The following is a 17,154-nucleotide window of genomic DNA, read 5'->3' as shown; positions in this document are numbered from 1 at the left end:
GAAATTTCTTTAATCCTCCGGTTTGGTATCCTTATTGTAAAGTGTTCTAGGCCCGCCGTCAAAACCCTTTTTACACCCTGATAAAGTTAAAATTTCCGCTAATTCCCTTCATAAATTTACATTTACAGCCTGTATACATAGATTAACCATTATGATTAACCATGAACGACATTTTCGAATCGTCTTGGCATTGTTATTCAGCAAACGTTCAACCTAATGTGTCATACTATAGCTATCTCTTATTGTAAATGGAGGAAATGATGATGAAAGCAACCCAGGGCGTACGCCTCCTGCTCGTTGACGACGAGCCTCATATACTCCAGTTTCTGGAACTGGGACTCTGCAATGAAGGCTTTGAAGTAAAAACGGCACCTGACGGCGCAAGCGCCATCGCCATTGCTGCGGATTTCAAGCCGCATGTGGCGATTCTTGATGTGATGATGCCCGGGATGGACGGGTTTGAGGTGTGCCGTTATCTCCGTTCGGAGGAAACGGAAATTGCCGTCATTATGCTGACGGCCAAAGACGAGGTCGATGACCGGGTTAAGGGCCTGTCCATCGGCGCAGATGATTACATGGTTAAGCCGTTCAGCTTCGATGAGCTGCTGGCACGGATACAGGCGCGGCTGCGCAACCAATTCCCCGGCCTGCTCGGCGAGGTCCGCTGCGGCCCGTTCCGGATCGACGGCAGACGTAAGGAAATCCGGTTCAGGGACGAGGTGCTTGAGCTCTCCCCGACTGAATATGAGCTGCTGCAGTACCTCGTGATTAACCACGGCCTGGTGCTCAGCAAACCGATGATTCTGGACAAGGTATGGGGCTATGACTTCGGCGGTGAGGAAAATATCGTCGAGGTCTATATCCGTTCCCTCCGCGAGAAGCTGGGCGATAAGGAGCACCGGATTATCCGCACACTGCGCGGCGCCGGTTACCGGGTGGACCTGTTATGATAACGCGTCTGCCCCGCTTTCTGCGCAGGCTGCACGCTCCAAGGTCCTTGCGCAAGCAGCTGCTGGCTACCTCGCTGCTTATTCTTTCCGCCCTCCTGCTGCTCATCGGAGTGCTGCAGTATGTGCTGATGCGCAACTTTATTTACAGCAACCGGGCCGAAACGATGGAGGCCCAGCTGCGGTCTGTGCCGCGTGATTTTTTTTACCGGCTCATTTACGGGGATTTCTCTAATTCCTTCAGCGGCGGCAGCATGGGCAGCATGCCGGGCAACAACCCGTCTGGCCAGCGCAACGGCGAGGGAGGCCGCCCGCTTCTGCTCGATGCGCATACGACCATTGCCGCATACAGCTCGGACGGCACCTTTACGGACCTGCAGAAGGATACGCTGTCCGAGTCTGCCGCCCCGAGGCTGAACGATCAGCAATACAATGAATTGCTCATTCATACGACGGATAAGGCAACCGGAAGCTACAGGCTGATTACGGCCTCGGACGGCAGCCAGCATCTGGCTGTCTTCATGGATCTGGGCCGGCCCGGCGGGAACAAAATTCTGCTGCAGATGAGTGTGGAGACAGGACCGCTGAAGGATGTGATCCTGCAGCAACTGATGATTTTTGCTGTACTCGCCGTGGCCGCTCTGCTGGCCGGCCTCTTCCTCTACCTGCCCGCATTGCGCAAGACGCTCGTACCGCTGTCCAATATGGGGGATGCCGCAGAGAGTATAGATGCCGGCAATCTGGATGTCCGCTTCCCGGTTAATCAGGGACAGACAGAAATCGACAAGCTCTCCCATTCCTTCAACGGAATGCTGGAGCGGCTGGAAATCTCCTTCCGGGGTGAGCGCGAGGCCAAGGAGCAGATGCGGCGGTTCGCAGCCGACGCCTCGCATGAGCTGCGCACCCCGCTCACCTCAATCCACGGCTTCCTGGAGGTGCTGCTGCGCGGGGCTGCGGACAATAAAGAGCAGCTCTATAATGCGCTGAACAGCATGCACGGGGAATCCAGGCGGATCAACAAGCTGGTCGAGGATCTCCTGCTGCTGGCCCGGATGGACGGCGCGCCCCAGCTCAGGGCCAAAGAGCTGCAGCTGGATGAGATTATCGGGGAGATGCAGCCGCAGCTGCTGGTCCTGGCAGGCAGCCGCCGGGTCACCTTCGACTGTTCAAGGGGCATCCGCGGAATGTATGACCCTGACAAAATCAAGCAGGTTGTGCTCAATCTGTTTCATAATGCCGTGCAGCATACGGATAAAGAACAAGGGGCTATCCACATTGCCCTGCATGCCCGAAACCATGAAGCAGAGCTTGCTGTGAGCGACAACGGCTCGGGGATTTCAGCCGAGCATCTGCCGCATGTTTTCGACCGCTTCTACCGCAGCGACTCTTCGCGCACGCGCAAATACGGCGGATCCGGCCTCGGCTTATCCATCACCAAATCGCTTGTTGAAGCGCACGGCGGAGAGATCAGCGCGGAGAGCGCCCCCGGTAAAGGGACTACCTTCACCATCACTCTGCCCTGTCTGGCAGGCTGGTAGCTTATAAGCCGTAATTAACGTTATAATAGTAAGCATACTTAACTTTACTTAATTTCCAGGAGGTTAACGCTATGTATGAAGTTGCTGTTATCGGAGCCGGCCCTGCCGGTGCAAGCGCCGCCCTGTTCACTGCCAAGGCGGGCAAAAAAACGCTGTTGATTGACAATGACAAAGGCATGACCCGCAGAGGCTGGTATGAGAACTATTATGGAATTGCCGAAATCGGCGGTCCCGACCTGGTTGAAACCGGCCATAAGCAGGCGGTCAAATTTGGAGCAGAGCTGATTGCCGATCAGGCCGTTAACCTCACAGCCGGCGGCGAAGGCATTACGATTGAAACCGAAAGCGGTGCTACTTACGAAGCGAAGCATGTTATCCTGGCAACTGGAGTGCTGACTGACCTTGCCGCCAAAGCAGGAGTAGAAACGAAGGACGGCACTGAGCCAAGAATCAAAACCGTAGTGGCGGTTAACGCAGAGGGCAAAACCAATGTTAACGGCATCTGGGCCGCCGGAACGGTTGCCGGTGTCAGTGTACACGCCATCATCACTGCCGGTGACGGTGCAAAAGTAGCCATCAACATCATCAGCGAGCTGAACGGCGCAAGATATGTGGACCACGATTTGCTGAAGGCTTAGTATTACGAGGCAAGCCTATACAGCTCAGTAATTCAGAGCAGCAATAAGCTATTCCGGTGGATTGGCCTGAGGCCAAATCTGCCGGGATAGCTTTTTTCGTACCGGAGAGGTCACTCTCCCTATTCACTTGTTAAGCTGGGCTACTCTGGGCTCCTGAACAGCCTGCTGCGCCCTGCCCTCATAGAAATCCTGCACAATATACAGCGGACGGCCCTTGGTCTCATCATAAATCCGGCCTACATACTCGCCGAGAATACCCAGCATGATCAGCACGAACCCGTTAAACGTTAAGGTAATGCCGATCATTGATGCCCAGCCTTTAACGGCCTCATCCGTAAAGAGCGCCAGGTACAGCACATACATAAGGTACAGAAATCCGCCGGCTGAGAGCAGCCCTCCGAGATAACCTGCCAGCTTCAGCGGCTTGTATGAAAAGGAGGTCATGCCGTCCAGCGACAGCTTGATCATCCGCTTCAGCGGATATTTGGTCTCTCCGGCCAGCCGCTCATCCCGCTCGTATTCTATCGCCTTCTGCCGGAAGCCGACCCAGCTGACCAGGCCGCGGACAAACCGGTTTTTCTCCGGCAGCCGTTTCAGCTCTTCACACACCTTGCGGTCGATCAGCCGGAAATCACCGGTATCCACCGGGATGGAGATGTCGGTAGAATAGCGGAGAATACGGTAAAAGGCGCTGGCCGTCCATTTTTTGAATAAGGATTCGCCTTTGCGCTTGATCCGCTTGGCATATACGACCTCGTAGCCCTTTTTCCATTCCTCGATCATCTTCAGAATCAGTTCCGGCGGGTCCTGCAAATCGGCATCAATAATGATGACGGCATCGCCCAGCGAATAGTCCATGCCGGCTGTAATGGCAATCTGATGGCCGAAATTGCGCGAAAGGTCGATCAGCTTCACACTCTCGTCCCAGTAGCTGTATTCCTCCACCATCTGTGCACAATGATCTGTACTGCCGTCATTTACGAACAGCAGCTCATAGGACTCGCCTGTTGTACCCATTACTTTTTTGATCCGCCGGTAGGTTTCCTGAATCACGGCTTCTTCATTGTACATCGGTATAATGACGGAATAGCGCACGCTGATATTCATGGGCAGCTCCTCCTTAAATTAAATGTGCTTAGTTTAAATGGATCTCATACAGGGTCCCGCCGGCTCCGCCTGTTACGGTACCCTGCCAATCGGCTGAAGGCACCTCTGTGCCATTTTCCGTAATCCAGCTGGTAATCTCCGAATTGCCGCCGCCCCGTCCGCCGCCCATACCACCGCTGGTGACGAGGAAGTATTTCACTTTGCCGCTTTCTACCAGTGCCCGCAGTGTCTCAGTCGTGTAAGGTACATCCGAGTTGTTGAAACCGTTCAGAATAACTACTTTTTCACCTTCATCGATAATATACGGGCCTGCTGTCCCGTAATCCATGGCTGCGAATAGATATTCTTCACCGGTATTATGCTCCTTCAGATAGGCAAGCAGCTCCCCGTTCACTCCGGTGCCGGTATTTCGTCCGCCGCCTCCTCCGAAGCCGCCGCTGTCACTGCTGTCAGGACCTGCGGCCGGAGTCATACTGTTAAGCCCGTAGGTGATCGGTGTAAACGCCCAGTACAGTGGGCCGATCAGCAGCACCAGCAGCCCGGCTACAGCTGCGGCATGGACAAGGGCTGGCTTCCCCCGGCCTTTTAGAATCCGCAGCACAATCAGAAGCAAGGCTGCTGCAAGCCCTGCAGCCAGCACTCCGATTGACCAGCCGCTGCCGATGGTGCTGTCATAAGGACGAATAATGTACCACTGGAAGGCTGCAGTAGCCGGGACTGCTGCCGGAAGCAGCCAGGACAGCCAGCCGGAACGCTCTTTATAGTAGTGCCAGAGCTTGAACCAGCCTGCTCCGGCCAGCGCCGCAACCGGCGGCGCCATCATGATCAGATAATACTGGTGGAAGAATCCGGCGATACTGAAGAATCCCATCGCCGGAATCAGCCAGGCCAGCCAGAACAGGGCTTCTTTGTGCTGCATCGTAAAATGCCTGCGGCGCAGACTGGCAAAAATGCCGATTACGCCGAATAAGACAAAGGGCAGCAGCCAGCTGGCCTGTCCGGACAGCTCCTGCTGGAACAGCCGCAGCGGACCGGCGGTGCCGGTGTTGAACATACCGCCACCGCCGCCGTTCATGCCGTCCCTGCCGCCCTGGCCGCCGTCAGCGCCCCCGAACTGCCGGCTTCCGCCGTCAGGCCGGGTTGCCGGCATCCCGCCGTCCTCCGCGCCCGTACCCTGCTGGCCGCGGACACCGCCATCACTGCCCTGCCCCTGGCCCTCCGGGCTGCCCTGGCCGCCGGCCCCATCCATAGCGGGCATATCACCATTCATGTCCGGCATTCCGCCGCCAAAGGCCGGCATCTCACCGTTCATGCCCGGCATCTCGCCGCCGAAGCCGCCGCCCGGCATGCCGCTGCCGCCTCCTGTGCTGCGGTCACCCGTCAGACGGGATACCCCGTTGTACCCGAAGGCCAGATTCAGCACAGAGTTGGTGCCGCTGCTGCCCATATACGGCCGTTTATCCGCAGGAATCGAGTCAACGATAACTGCCCAGGAGAGCGAAACTACCAGCAGCACTGCGGTGCAGGCGGCCAGCACGCCGGTTTTTTTCTTCCAGTTGACCTTGGCGGCCAGAATATAGAACAGATAAAATGCCGGCACAACCATATAGGCCTGCAGCATCTTCTCGTTGAAGGCCACCCCGATCAGTCCGAAGGCGGTGAGAAGACTGCCGGTTTTATGCTGTCTGGTCCCTTTGAACAAAAACCAGGCCGCCAGCAGCAGGGTAAACACCAGCATGGCATCAATATTGTTCGTGCGGCTGACTGCCGCTGCTACTGGTGTTGTAGCCATCGCGAGCGCAGCAAGGCGGGCCGCTGTTCTGCCGAAGCTTGGCTTAACCAGCAGGTAGACCAGCAGTACCGAGCCTACGCCGGCCAAGGCTTGAGGCAGGATAACACTCCAGCCGTGCAGCCCGAAGATCCAGGCGCTGAGCGTCTGAATCCAGAACGTCACCGGCGGCTTATCCACGGTTACGGAACCTGCAGAGTCCAGTGAAGCAAAGAAGAAATTGTGGAAGCTCTGCAGCATGCTTCCGACTGCAGTGGTGTAATACGTATTTACATAATGATCATTCCAGATCCCGAATCCGTAAAGAAAGGCAGCCAGCAGCAGAATAAACAGCAGGACTATATCAGAACCCATTTTTTCAATAATTTCATCATGTTCCACTCCCATTCATCCAATAGAACCTCATTCGGCAGCGCTCTCTCCCCAGTGTCAAGCATTGCATAGCCGTATTATTGCATCCGTACCTTAATCGTCAATGAGGCCTGGCTGAAAGTTTGCTGAACGTTTTTTTGCGGAGGCAGGATCATTTACGGGCCTGCTTCCGCCAATCCCCTGGGCAGAAAGTGCGGCCTTACTATGGATGCTGGCTCAGGCACTTCGCGGGCCACCCACAATAAATTTAATCACCTTCTACAGCGGATGCCCGACAGGTTAACGCGCCGGACACACCTCATCCTGTAACGGACTCAAATGCGCTTATTTTCAGCAAAATCGTTCTTTAGTTTTCCTAACGGACACCAGCGACCTTATAGGCTCGTATTTAGAGCAAAAATGGGTGTTTGGGGGAAAATAAGAGCACTGAGGTCCGTTCGATCAGCAAAATGACCATTTTAGAGAAAATAAGGTTATTTCAGTCCGTTAGCGGTTCATGGTTCATGACTTATCATTTCACACAAAAAAAAGTCAGCCAGAAGCTCTGGCTGACCGGATCATCATATAATTCCCTTTACACAATTGCAGTCGTACGGTATAATACACTTCTCTTGGAAAAGTGCTAGGACTTCCGCCTGGATCTGAGACGCCTGCGGATTTCTTTGGCCAGCTGCTCCTTCTCTGCGGCCGGAACCCCTTCGATTAGCCTCGCTGCAGCTACCGGCAGCACCCAGGCATTGATCTCGGCATAGCTGCGGCCCGATAAGCGGAGGTATTCGCGGATATAGACCTTCGTAAGCTTCTGCCTGATGAAGCCGGTGACCACCCGCGCGGTGAATGAGCTCCCCGGAGGCATCGCCCCCATGCTGAACAGCAGCACTGATCTTGCGGCATCCGCCGCAGGATTTCCGGAAATGCCGTTCATCCAGTCGATAATCCAGGCACCGTCGGCATCAATAAGCACATTATCAGGGTGGAAGTCGCCGTGACACAGCCTGCCGCCTTCAGGCAGCCGCTGCAGATGTTCCAGAACAGCCGTTTTCTCCTCCATGGTCAGCATGGGTGCGGCTACAATCTGACTGTGCAGCTGCTCCTTATGCTGGCCGAGCTCCGGGCTGCCCTCCAGCTGATGCAGCTGATAATGCAGGGCGGCGAGCTGCTTGGCATACACGGACACACGCCAGGGCTGTCCGCTGATCTGGCCCAGCAGGGAGCGCCCGTGAATCTGCTGAAAGACAATGCCCCTGCGCCCTTCTGCTTCAATCAGCCCGGCAGGCCTGGGAGTGCGGACACTGCCCTGGTTATACACATATGAGCTTACCCTGTATTCCTGCTCCACTGCCGCCGGAGAAAAATCCTCCAGATAAAGCTTAACAATCGTCTTATCCCCGTGCTCAAATACTTCTGCAGTCCGGCCTGCTCCTACCCGCCGGTTATACTCCATAGCCTTTCCTCCCGTTTAGTCCAGATTCACACTGGTGAAATGCTCTACTGCCGGGAACGGGTCGTAATATCTGTGAAGCAGGGCCTTCCATTCCTGGTACTGGGCTGATTCCCTGAATCCTACCGTATGATCTTCAAGTGCCCGCCACTTTACAAGCAGCAGATATTTATGGTCATCCTCCAGACAGTGCTGGAGCTCATGTCCCAAATAGCCATCAATGGAGGCAATCAGCGGAGAGGCCTTGGTGAAGCTGGCTTCAAACTCCGCGGTAAGCCCCGGTTTAATCTGCAGCATGGCCGCTTCCAATATCATCTGACTTCCTCCTTTTATTCCTTACTAAAAACAAACCTTAAGCTTCAAGCGCATCGCGGAAAAATTCATGATAAAAATTGATAATTACCAGCAGCACCGCCAGCGATTCATTGACACTACCCACTTCAAGCGCGTGATTGGCATCGTCAATCCGGTACACCCTGATATTCGGCAGTCCGCTGATTTCGGCAGGGTGCTGCCCGCTGAACATCGGGTCGCTGCCGCCATAGATAACACTCCCCCGGCTTTTGCGGATCCAGGGTACCGTTTCGGCGAGGGGAGTCAGGTACAGGTGAGCCGTCTTCTGCTGCAGACCCAGCTCCGCCGCCACCCGTCCGGCAATGACGGTCCCCATGCTTTTGCTGATGAACAGCAGCTGCTCGTACTCGGCGACCGCCCCCAGCGCCGCTTTGCATTCCTCTACGACAATATCCAGCTCTTCCCGCTTGAATCCCGCCCGGGCGCTCTGATAGCCGTATTCCAGAATCAGCAGATCACAGCCGTGCTCAGCAGCCACCTTACCTGCATAGTCCAGCAGGGAGCGTTCGGCTGAATAGTTCTGGCCCGGAAAAATAACAGCCAGCGCCTTGGAGCCCTGGGCCGCATACTTATGTCTGACCTCTCTGCCCCAATGGGAGGACATCATGATACTCGAAACACTCATAAGCTTCCTCCTTGTTAAACGTAAAACTCACTCCGCCTGCTAAGGCGTTTTCTATGTCTCTCATTATAACGATCTTCGGCAACGCTTGGAAATAACAAATAAACCTCCCGCCGTAATGACGGGAAGTCAGACTTCTGCCTTTCCTATTATGTTGCGCTCTCCTCCCCTGTGTCTGCACGCTGCGCCATAATTTCGGCCGTAATCCACAGCAGCAGCGGAATGAACAATTCGAAGGGAAGCGCGTAAAGCTTATAAATATGGTAGGCAAAATACTGCATCTGCGTAATATCTTTATAGATGAAACCAGACATGTAAACCATAATCAGCCCCATCTGCAGCACTACGGAGCGGTAGCTTTCCAGCTTGAAGACTCTGGCAATGCCCTGGCTGGTCACATACAGGCAGAGGCTTACTTTTACAAACAATGAGGTTACAAAAATAATGGCCGCCGAGCCTTCGATCCGGGTCAGAAAATCACCGACGTTAATCCGGCTCACCGCCACGAAAGAGGGGAAATAGAGCGAAGACAGAATCTCCGGACCAAGGACGAGCAGATTCCGCACGGAGACGCCAATGATGATAACACCTGCAATTACCAAACCGCCGACCATCACCCGGACTGCCGAACCTTTTCGCGGAAGAACGTTAAAGGCGCCAAGGAATACGACAATTTCTGCAAAAGGAAACGTAAACGAGCCTGCCACATCCGCAAATACAGGTCCCCAGCCGCTGTCCAACAGAGGCCGCAAATGCTCATAATCGTATTTGGGAATGGAGAGCAGCTGCACGACAATAATCACGGCAAAAGTAAACATGGTCAGAAATTTGGCGCTCCGCCCGAGTACCTCCATCCCTGCGTTTACCACCCAGATACAGAGCAGGCCGATAATCAGCATCGGAGCCAGCATCGGAGTGGATGTCAGGGCCACCGTTTTGCTGAATTCCCCGAAATTACGCAGGACCAGTGAGCCAAGGTGCAGGCTATACCAGATGTAGAGGCAGGAGAACACCCGCCCGATGACGCCGCCGAAGACGCTAATCAGCATATCATACAGATTCTTTCCCGGAAAAAGCGTATGAAGACGTGCATAAATCAGCATCAGAGGGATGGCCAGCAATACCGCCAGGATGAGTGCAATCCAGCTGCTGTTGCCTGATTGGCCTGAAACACCCATAAACAGCGAGCTGCCGATGATGAACAAAATGACGATGCTGGCCGATTGGCCCCCGGTATAATTTCTTTGCCCATGCACACCCCCTCCTCCCTGCACTTTTAATAGAACTGTTTAATGAAATTGATAATCAGCGGGGACGGACTGGGAATCTCCCAATGCATCGCCAGACTGAAGGCCAGAACGAAGGAAACCAGGCATAGCGCCGAGCATATATAGAAATCCTGTTTTTTTTCCTGCTTCAGCAGGCCGTAGGGATCCAGCCATACGATAAACGCATAAATCAGCACAATATAGACGGGCACGTTCTTAATCTCCTAACTTGATCGTTCTCGATGACTTCGCCGTACTTTGAATAATGACCTTAGAAGTAACCTTGACATCCAGATCCTTGAATTCCTCCGGCCACCGCTCCTCCAGCTTGCTCCAGCTCTGCGGCATTTCATTATGCACCACCTTGCCGAAACCGAAAATATCCGCCTGATATTCCCGCTGCAGTTTACGGATCACGGAGAGAATTTGTTCCTGCAGCTGTGCGCCTGCCCGTTTTTCTATGGCCTCAAGGCTCTCATTCCCGGTCAGACTGACCGTGCTCATCACCTCGTCAAGCCCGGTATGGGTGAGCGTATGCACCTGAATCTGCAGCTTGCCGTCAACCCATGCAGGCTTCACTTTTGTCCGGTTTGATAAAATTTCCAGTGAATAGGTGGGCTTGCCGCGCTCATTGTCTACGGTCAGCACACCCCCTTTAACATCATTTTTGGCGAAAAGAGCATACTGGGTTTCTTTTCCGTCCAGCTTGCCGACCATCCGGTCCTCTACAAACACCGCAGTCCCGTTGACACGCTCGTTCTTCTGCCCGTTCAGCTCGCTGATGCTGATCAGCGGTGCGATCGCATTTTTCCCCGGAGTCTCCAGCTTGTCGATAAAATCCCAGATTTCTACAACCGGCGCGGTCCCCGTAAACAGCTCATCCTTCATCATCTGGGCCAGCTCAAAGGACATAATCGTTTTCTTGGAACTGTTCAGATTCAGTACCTCACGCGCATTCTTCTCGCCTGAAACAAAGATGAACACATCCGCACGGGTCTCCGTATCCCTGCTGTACCAGTCAATCACCTTTACCAGCCCCTCCCGGGCCAGCTCCTCGCTGATAATAATGACCTTGGCATGGCTCCAGAACAGCTTCCGCCCGGTCAGCGAAATCATATTGCGGGCAATATTAAAAATGGTATCGCCGGTCAGGCTCATCATTTTGAAGCCCGTCTGATTGTCCTGCAGCCCGCCCTGAGTATCGACCATTTCTACGGTCAATTGGATGTTGTTATCCGGTTTATTTTTATCAAGGGCTACTCCGGCCACAATGGACATATCATCGATCTCCGTATAGTTCCAGCAGCCGGTCAGGCTGAAGATTATCACAGCGGCAAGCAGGACAGCCGTTGCACTGGAGGCGGTTCTGCTCATCTTCTCCCCCGCTTCCGCTGCGGAGCCTTCCGCTTCATGTTGCGCGCTCCGATCACTGCCGGACGCAGGTACATGTCCCACCAGGGGGCCCGGACTGCCGTGTCCTTGATATCCTGCGGCCGGATCGAGCCCACCCCGAGCATATAGGGAACACCGAAGGAACGCAGGCTCATCAGATGAATAACCAGCCCGAGCAGCCCGAAAAAGTAGCCGAAGATGCCGAACAAAAACGCGCTTATCAGCAGAATCATCCTCACAATAATTAAAGGTCCGGTAAGCCGGGGATTGAGCAGGGTAGTGATTCCTGTCAGTCCTACGACAATAACCATCGGTGCGCTGACGATGCGCGCATCCACCGCAGCCTGGCCCAGTACCAGTGCGCCTACGATGCTGACCGCCTGCCCGATGGAATTGGGAATTCTCGCTCCTGCCTCACGGAGAATTTCGAAGATCGTCAGCATGAGCACCGCTTCAACTACAGTGGGAAACGGCACAGACAAACGTGCGGCCGCAATGCTCAGCAGCAGGAGGGTCGGTACCATCTCCTGGCTATAAGTAACCATTGCCAGATAAACGGCTGGAATACTGATTGACAGAAATGCGCCCAGAACTCTGAGCAGCCGGTTAAACGTGGCGAAAAAATAACTGATATAGTAATCCTCGCTGGCCTGGAAGTTTTCCACAAAAACATACGGCAGCGTCAGGGCGAACGGGCTTCCGTCGATCAGAACGGCAATGCGTCCCTCCATAATTTTGCCGACAACGGAATCCGGGCGCTCTGTGCTTCCGATCATTTCAAAGGGGGAATACGGCTCATCGCGGATTAGTTCGGCCAGGTACCCTGTATCCAGCAGATGGTCGATCTCCACACGGGCCAGCCGGCCCTGCAGCTCCTTCAGGATATCCGGCGAGGCGAGGCTTTCCATATAGCAGATACAAGTCTGGGTCTTTGTTCGGGTGCCAATGTCGGTAAAAACAAACTTGAGGTCAGAGTTCTGCACCCGGCGGCGGATCAGGGTCAGGTTGGTCAGCAGCGACTCATTAAAGCCGTCCCGCGGCCCGCGCACTGCCTTCTCGGTCATAGGCTCTTCTATAGCCCGGGTCTCCCAGCTTTGGGCATTGATATTCAGTGAACCGGCATAACCGTCCAGCAAAAAGACGGTTTTACCGCTGACCACAGCACCAATCAGCTCGTCCAGCTGCTCCGACACGGTCAAATCGCTGATCGAAATCACCCGGCTACGGATCACTTCCATCAGTCTGGCCGGATGCTCCCTGTCCCCATCCGTAAATTCATAGGCCATTAGCGGCCTCATTACACCGCTTTGAATCAGCTCACGGTCGATCATTCCGTCAACATAGACCACTGCACAGCGGATGTTCCTGTCATAGTCATTTTGGATCACCCGTATTCTCAGCGTGCCGTCATTATTAAAGATCCGCCGGAACAGCGCCAGCGTATCATCCATAGAACAGCTTAGGGGCTGGGAGGAATCGATCTCCGGGGTTGAATGTTTGCTGTTATCCGTAATTCCCGCATTCGTCACAGCCGTCACTCCTGTCTATTCTTTTAATCTGATTATCCCCCGCCTTCTGCAGTCCTATTCGTATATCCGTTTGTCGGAACAGCAAAAAAGCCGCAAGTGCGGCTTTATACTGGCTTTCATATGGATTCAGTTAACAAAAGTATTCCGCACTCTCTTAGAACGCAAAACGTAGGCAGTCCAGATAAGGCCGTTTACCAGACCCCGTGCAATGTTCTGCAGCAGATTGCCGCTTGCAGCCAGCTCCGACGACTGCGGGATACCCGCAATCAGTACCATGATGACGAGCTGCAGCAGCAGGCCGATGATATAGTAAAAAATCAGCCAGCGCGGAAAAACCGCCCGTTTGCTGTACAGCAGAGTGAGCAGATAAACAGAAGCTAACAGCAGAATAATATTGGCGCTCACCTCAAAAACCAGCACCAGCTTCCATGATGCATGATAATCCGCCGAAGCAGGGGAAGTCAGGGCATACCAGCCCTCGCTTCCGAGGGTGTTAGTAAAGAAATCGTAGACCAGTACAAACGATCTGATAAACGTAATATAAAGACCGATCTGGATCAGCACCAGCCAGCCGCCAAGCCCTTTCGGATGGCCCGGTGACAGCCCCATTCCTTTTTTACCGGGGATAAGTGTTCCCAAAGCACGCACATCCTCTGTTATAATCTGGTTTAGATCTCATTCTGTGAACAAAGCCTATCCAAGCTTAAGGAGAACCTATGACACCATTTACTGCAAACGTTATCGCCGTCATCCAAGCCATCCCCGAGGGAAAGGTTATGACCTACGGAGGCGTGGCCAAGGCTGCCGGAAGCCCCAGGGCCGCCAGACAGGTCGTGCGGATTCTGCATTCCATGAGCCGGAAGTATAAGCTGCCGTGGCACAGGGTCATTAACGCCAAGGGCAGGATTGCCCTGGATGATGAATCCGGATCGGTCCAGAGGCTCTACCTGTCTGGCGAGGGCGTAGAGTTTGAGCCGGACGGGGCCATCAATCTGGAGCTGTACCTGTACGTACCGGAAGCTGACCCGGAGGATTATTTCCTGCCTCCTCTGGAGTAGCCTCTCCCACCGCTGCTGACCAGCCCGTTCAGCAAAAAGTACAGCGTGGCATAGATCACAAGCAGTACAACCGCAACGAACAGGCTGAAGAACAGCGACTGCCGGTTTAAGCTGTCATTAACCAGCTGAATCAGCTGGTGCCGGTCTGTTAGCACATCCCAGCTGTTCAGCCGGTAGACCCGGCCGAGAAGCACCCCGTAGCCGCCAAGCGCACATGCGGCAAGTACAAAAATCCAGGAGAAGAACAGATTGCTTTTGCGGGAAATGACACTCTGAAACTGGTACAGCGAGAAGAAGCCCGTCAGCCAGCCGCTCCAGGTGAACAGCAGCAGGGTGACCAGATCATACCAGAACCGGCTCTGTACTTCTCCGCTGACGATATAGATGCTTTTGCGTGCGGTCAGATGCAGCAGGTCTGTCATCAGATACGGCGCGTTCGGAAAAAACAGCAGCCAGGCGATCCCCAGCGGCAGCAGCAGCATGCTGCTGAATCTCTGTTTATCCAGTACATATGCGGCGCTTGAGAACAAAAAAGGGATCCAGGCCAGAAAGAGGTTCCACAGTAAAAAATCAAAGTATGTATCGGTCCGCAGCGAAACTACCCGGTACACCCCTAAAGTTGCCAGGGACAGGCCGGCTAACAGCACAAACACTTTCGTATAATTCAGTTCCTTCATCAGGGAATATTCTCCTTATCCGTTAGAATGGAACAACCATAATAAATATAACAGCCCGGGCGTCTGGATGCACCCGGGCTGTTATATATTTTATTTGCTGTGACGGAAGCCGGGCGGTCAGATGCCGCTGCTGAGCTTGCCGGCGATAGCAGGCTTATGACTCTTGAAGCCTGTTCTGCCCGGCGCTTCCTGAACACCGGCCAGCGCCGCACACTCCCGGAACGCGGCATGCCGGCAGCCTGCGCAGCGGTCTGTCTGAATCATGGCCAGTGCGGCATTTATCGCATCCCCGGTATGCCCGAAGAACTGCTGTACTCCGATTTTGTCGTACAGGCCGGTACGTTTCAGCAGCTCCAGCGGCTGCGGCTCAATGCCGGAAATCAGCAGCTTCCCGCCGTCAGCCTGCAATTGCTTCACCAGCTCAGCCAGATTGGCCTCGCCCGTCGTATCCATGAACGGCACCTTGCCCATGCGCAGAATAATCAGCTTGGGCTTGCCGGGGCCCGGCTCCGGCATCGTATCGCCAAACCGGTAGGCGGCGCCGAAGAACAGCGGACCCTCCACGTTATAGATTCCGATCTGCGGACAGTCATGGCTGTCCGTTACCATATGCGCAGCTACCTTCACCGACTCCGGATCAGGCAGCACTTTGGCGACCAGGTGGGTCTCGCCCATCCGTTTCACGAACAGGATGACGGCAAGGACCAGCCCTGCCTCCACAGCTACTGTCAGATCGGCAAATATGGTCAGGAGAAAGGTAATGAACATGACCAGGGAATCCCCCGTCTTCAGCTTCAGCAACTGCAGGAACTGCTTGCGCTCACTCATATTCCAGGCGACGACCATCAGGATGGGTGCCATCGCTGCAAGCGGAATACTGGAGGCATACGGTGCAAAGAGCAGCAGGATCAGGAACACCACGACACCGTGAATGACGCCCGACAGCGGAGAAGTAGCCCCGCTGCGGATATTCGTCGCCGTTCTGGCAATCGCTCCCGTAGCCGGAATTCCGCCGAACAGCGGAGCGGCAATATTGGCAATGCCCTGGCCGACCAGCTCACGGTTGCTGTTATGCCGGCTGCCGGACATTCCGTCGGCCACTACCGCGGACAGGAGTGATTCAATTGCTCCCAGCATGGCGATGACAAACGCCGGACGGAGCAGCAGCCTGATCCGCTCCCAGGTGATTACCGGAAAGTGAAAGCTCGGCAGCGTATTCGGAATATCGCCGTAGGCAGAGCCGATGGTTGTAACCTTGCCGCTAAAGAACAGCGCCGCAACCAGTGTAGCGCACAGCAGCCCGATCAGTGAACCCGGTACCTTAGGGGCAAACTGCAGGCCGAGTATAACAACTGCAAGACAGATCACAGCCGTCAGCACACTGTACAGATTGACTGTGGAGATATGCAGGCCCAGCTCCTTCATATTGTCGATGAAGGCCTCATGGCGCTTAACCCCCTGAAGCCCGAGGAAATTCCCGATCTGCCCGGTAAAAATAATAACGGCAATCCCTGCGGTAAACCCGATGGTGACCGGCCTCGGAATAAATTTGATCAGCACCCCGAGCCTGAAGAGGCCCATCAGCACCAGAATCACCCCGGCCATCATCCCGGCGATCAGCAGATTCTCATATCCGTACTCCATCGCAATGGCGAACAGAATTGGAATAAATGCGCCGGTTGGACCGCCGATCTGGAATTTCGAGCCGCCGAACAGGGAAATCAGGATTCCCGCCACAATTGTTGTATAAATCCCGTACTCTGGCTTGACACCGGAAGCAATAGCAAATGCCATCCCCAGCGGGATGGCAATAACGCCGACAATCGTCCCTGAAATGATATCCCTGCGCAGCGAAGCAATGTTATAGCCTTGAAAACGGCCCCACCCTGTCATCATCTAACCTTCTTTTCTTTGAATATCTGATTATTTGAATATATGAGCAACATTACTCCTGCCCGCCGTTCTTGTCAACGGGAAATCCGCCCGCTCAGGGGCGGATTCTATTCACTGCGGATGCCCTCAAGGATGGAAATTGCATTTACGAGGTGATTATCGAATATCTGCCTGGCTACTGCCAGCAGATCCTTGATCAGGGGATCGCGGAGAGAGTAGATTACGGTGGTGCCCTCCTTGACGCTGGCAACCACATTTTTGGCGCGCAGGACAGCCAGCTGCTGGGAGACTGCAGAGCCTTCCGATCCGAGAATCGCCTGCAGCTCATTCACATTTTTCTCGCCATCACTCAGCAGTTCCAGGATGCGGATCCGCATCGGATGAGCCAGCGCCTTGAAAAACTCCGTCTTAAATTGCTGAATATCGCTGTTCATTGGACTTCTGCTCCTTATAGCTGTACTTCAATTCTAAGCTTATCTTAGCATTATTTATTGCGGGGTGGCTATGGCCGTACAGCATTTGCAGCATT

17 protein-coding genes are annotated in these 17,154 nt (G+C 54.3%); 4 read left to right on the top strand and 13 right to left on the bottom strand.

The window, feature by feature from the left end; genetic code table 11:
* The first annotated feature begins 263 nt into the window (after nt 1–263).
* The 3 genes from AWJ19_RS09400 to AWJ19_RS09390 all read left to right on the top strand — a co-directional run bounded on the left by AWJ19_RS09400 (nt 264) and on the right by AWJ19_RS09390 (nt 3,123).
* Nucleotides 264–950, top strand: a complete 687-nt coding sequence (locus AWJ19_RS09400) for a response regulator transcription factor (RefSeq protein ID WP_068723197.1) — start codon at nt 264–266, stop codon at nt 948–950.
* Nucleotides 947–2,485 (top strand): HAMP domain-containing sensor histidine kinase, encoded by a 1,539-nt coding sequence (locus AWJ19_RS09395; protein ID WP_068723196.1) that lies wholly within the window; start codon nt 947–949, stop codon nt 2,483–2,485. The genes AWJ19_RS09400 and AWJ19_RS09395 overlap by 4 nt, the downstream gene beginning before the upstream one ends.
* A gap of 71 nt (nt 2,486–2,556) precedes the next feature.
* The gene (locus AWJ19_RS09390) at nt 2,557–3,123 is read left to right on the top strand and encodes an FAD-dependent oxidoreductase (RefSeq protein WP_068723195.1); all 567 of its coding nucleotides are present in this window, start codon (nt 2,557–2,559) and stop codon (nt 3,121–3,123) included.
* A gap of 123 nt (nt 3,124–3,246) precedes the next feature.
* Here the strand turns inward: AWJ19_RS09390 and AWJ19_RS09385 are convergent, their stop codons facing one another.
* The 10 genes from AWJ19_RS09385 to AWJ19_RS09340 form a co-directional block, all read right to left on the bottom strand.
* Nucleotides 3,247–4,230 carry a glycosyltransferase family 2 protein gene (locus tag AWJ19_RS09385; RefSeq protein WP_068723193.1) on the bottom strand — a complete coding sequence of 328 codons (984 nt, stop codon included), beginning with the start codon at nt 4,228–4,230 and terminating at the stop codon, nt 3,247–3,249.
* A 28-nt stretch (nt 4,231–4,258) separates the two neighbouring features.
* On the bottom strand, nt 4,259–6,373 hold the full coding sequence (locus AWJ19_RS09380; protein ID WP_241781670.1) for a glycosyltransferase family 39 protein: 2,115 nt from the start codon (nt 6,371–6,373) through the stop codon (nt 4,259–4,261).
* A gap of 640 nt (nt 6,374–7,013) precedes the next feature.
* A complete protein-coding gene (locus AWJ19_RS09375; protein WP_068723189.1) occupies nt 7,014–7,835 on the bottom strand; it encodes an aminoglycoside phosphotransferase family protein in 822 nt (273 codons plus the stop codon).
* Between the two features lie 15 nt (nt 7,836–7,850).
* Entirely contained in the window at nt 7,851–8,147 is a 297-nt protein-coding gene (locus AWJ19_RS09370; RefSeq protein WP_068723187.1) for an antibiotic biosynthesis monooxygenase, read from the bottom strand.
* Nucleotides 8,148–8,184: 37 nt separating this feature from the next.
* Entirely contained in the window at nt 8,185–8,811 is a 627-nt protein-coding gene (locus tag AWJ19_RS09365; RefSeq protein ID WP_068723186.1) for an alpha/beta hydrolase, read from the bottom strand.
* A 146-nt stretch (nt 8,812–8,957) separates the two neighbouring features.
* Nucleotides 8,958–10,064, bottom strand: a complete 1,107-nt coding sequence (locus AWJ19_RS09360) for an endospore germination permease (RefSeq protein ID WP_157889976.1) — start codon at nt 10,062–10,064, stop codon at nt 8,958–8,960.
* A gap of 20 nt (nt 10,065–10,084) precedes the next feature.
* On the bottom strand, nt 10,085–10,288 hold the full coding sequence (locus AWJ19_RS09355) for a hypothetical protein (protein ID WP_068723184.1): 204 nt from the start codon (nt 10,286–10,288) through the stop codon (nt 10,085–10,087).
* A gap of 4 nt (nt 10,289–10,292) precedes the next feature.
* On the bottom strand, nt 10,293–11,450 hold the full coding sequence (locus AWJ19_RS09350) for a Ger(x)C family spore germination protein (protein WP_068723182.1): 1,158 nt from the start codon (nt 11,448–11,450) through the stop codon (nt 10,293–10,295).
* On the bottom strand, nt 11,447–12,997 hold the full coding sequence (locus tag AWJ19_RS09345) for a spore germination protein (protein ID WP_198536529.1): 1,551 nt from the start codon (nt 12,995–12,997) through the stop codon (nt 11,447–11,449). Before AWJ19_RS09345 ends, AWJ19_RS09350 begins: the two co-directional genes overlap by 4 nt.
* Nucleotides 12,998–13,123: 126 nt before the next feature.
* On the bottom strand, nt 13,124–13,636 hold the full coding sequence (locus tag AWJ19_RS09340) for a DUF2569 domain-containing protein (RefSeq protein ID WP_068723173.1): 513 nt from the start codon (nt 13,634–13,636) through the stop codon (nt 13,124–13,126).
* Between the two features lie 77 nt (nt 13,637–13,713).
* On the opposite strand from AWJ19_RS09340, the gene AWJ19_RS09335 reads away from it, so the two are divergent.
* The gene (locus AWJ19_RS09335; RefSeq protein WP_068723171.1) at nt 13,714–14,055 is read left to right on the top strand and encodes an MGMT family protein; all 342 of its coding nucleotides are present in this window, start codon (nt 13,714–13,716) and stop codon (nt 14,053–14,055) included.
* Here AWJ19_RS09335 and AWJ19_RS09330 read toward each other — a convergent pair.
* The 3 genes from AWJ19_RS09330 to AWJ19_RS09320 form a co-directional block, all read right to left on the bottom strand.
* Nucleotides 14,031–14,732 (bottom strand): DUF1361 domain-containing protein, encoded by a 702-nt coding sequence (locus AWJ19_RS09330; protein ID WP_068723167.1) that lies wholly within the window; start codon nt 14,730–14,732, stop codon nt 14,031–14,033. The two genes, AWJ19_RS09335 and AWJ19_RS09330, sit on opposite strands and share 25 nt — an antisense overlap.
* A 117-nt stretch (nt 14,733–14,849) precedes the next feature.
* Complete coding sequence (gene sulP, locus AWJ19_RS09325) at nt 14,850–16,625, bottom strand: sulfate permease (RefSeq protein ID WP_068723165.1); 1,776 nt, start codon at nt 16,623–16,625, stop codon at nt 14,850–14,852.
* Between the two features lie 107 nt (nt 16,626–16,732).
* Nucleotides 16,733–17,059: a metalloregulator ArsR/SmtB family transcription factor gene (locus AWJ19_RS09320; RefSeq protein ID WP_068723164.1), complete on the bottom strand. Its 327-nt coding sequence runs from the start codon at nt 17,057–17,059 to the stop codon at nt 16,733–16,735.
* Between the last annotated feature and the right edge of the window lie 95 nt (nt 17,060–17,154).

Source organism: Paenibacillus sp. DMB5 (genome assembly GCF_001517085.1).
Classification (GTDB): Bacteria; Bacillota; Bacilli; order Paenibacillales; family Paenibacillaceae; genus Paenibacillus_AQ.
Note: the sequence above shows the minus strand (reverse complement) of the source record. Positions and strands in the feature narration are given on the sequence as shown.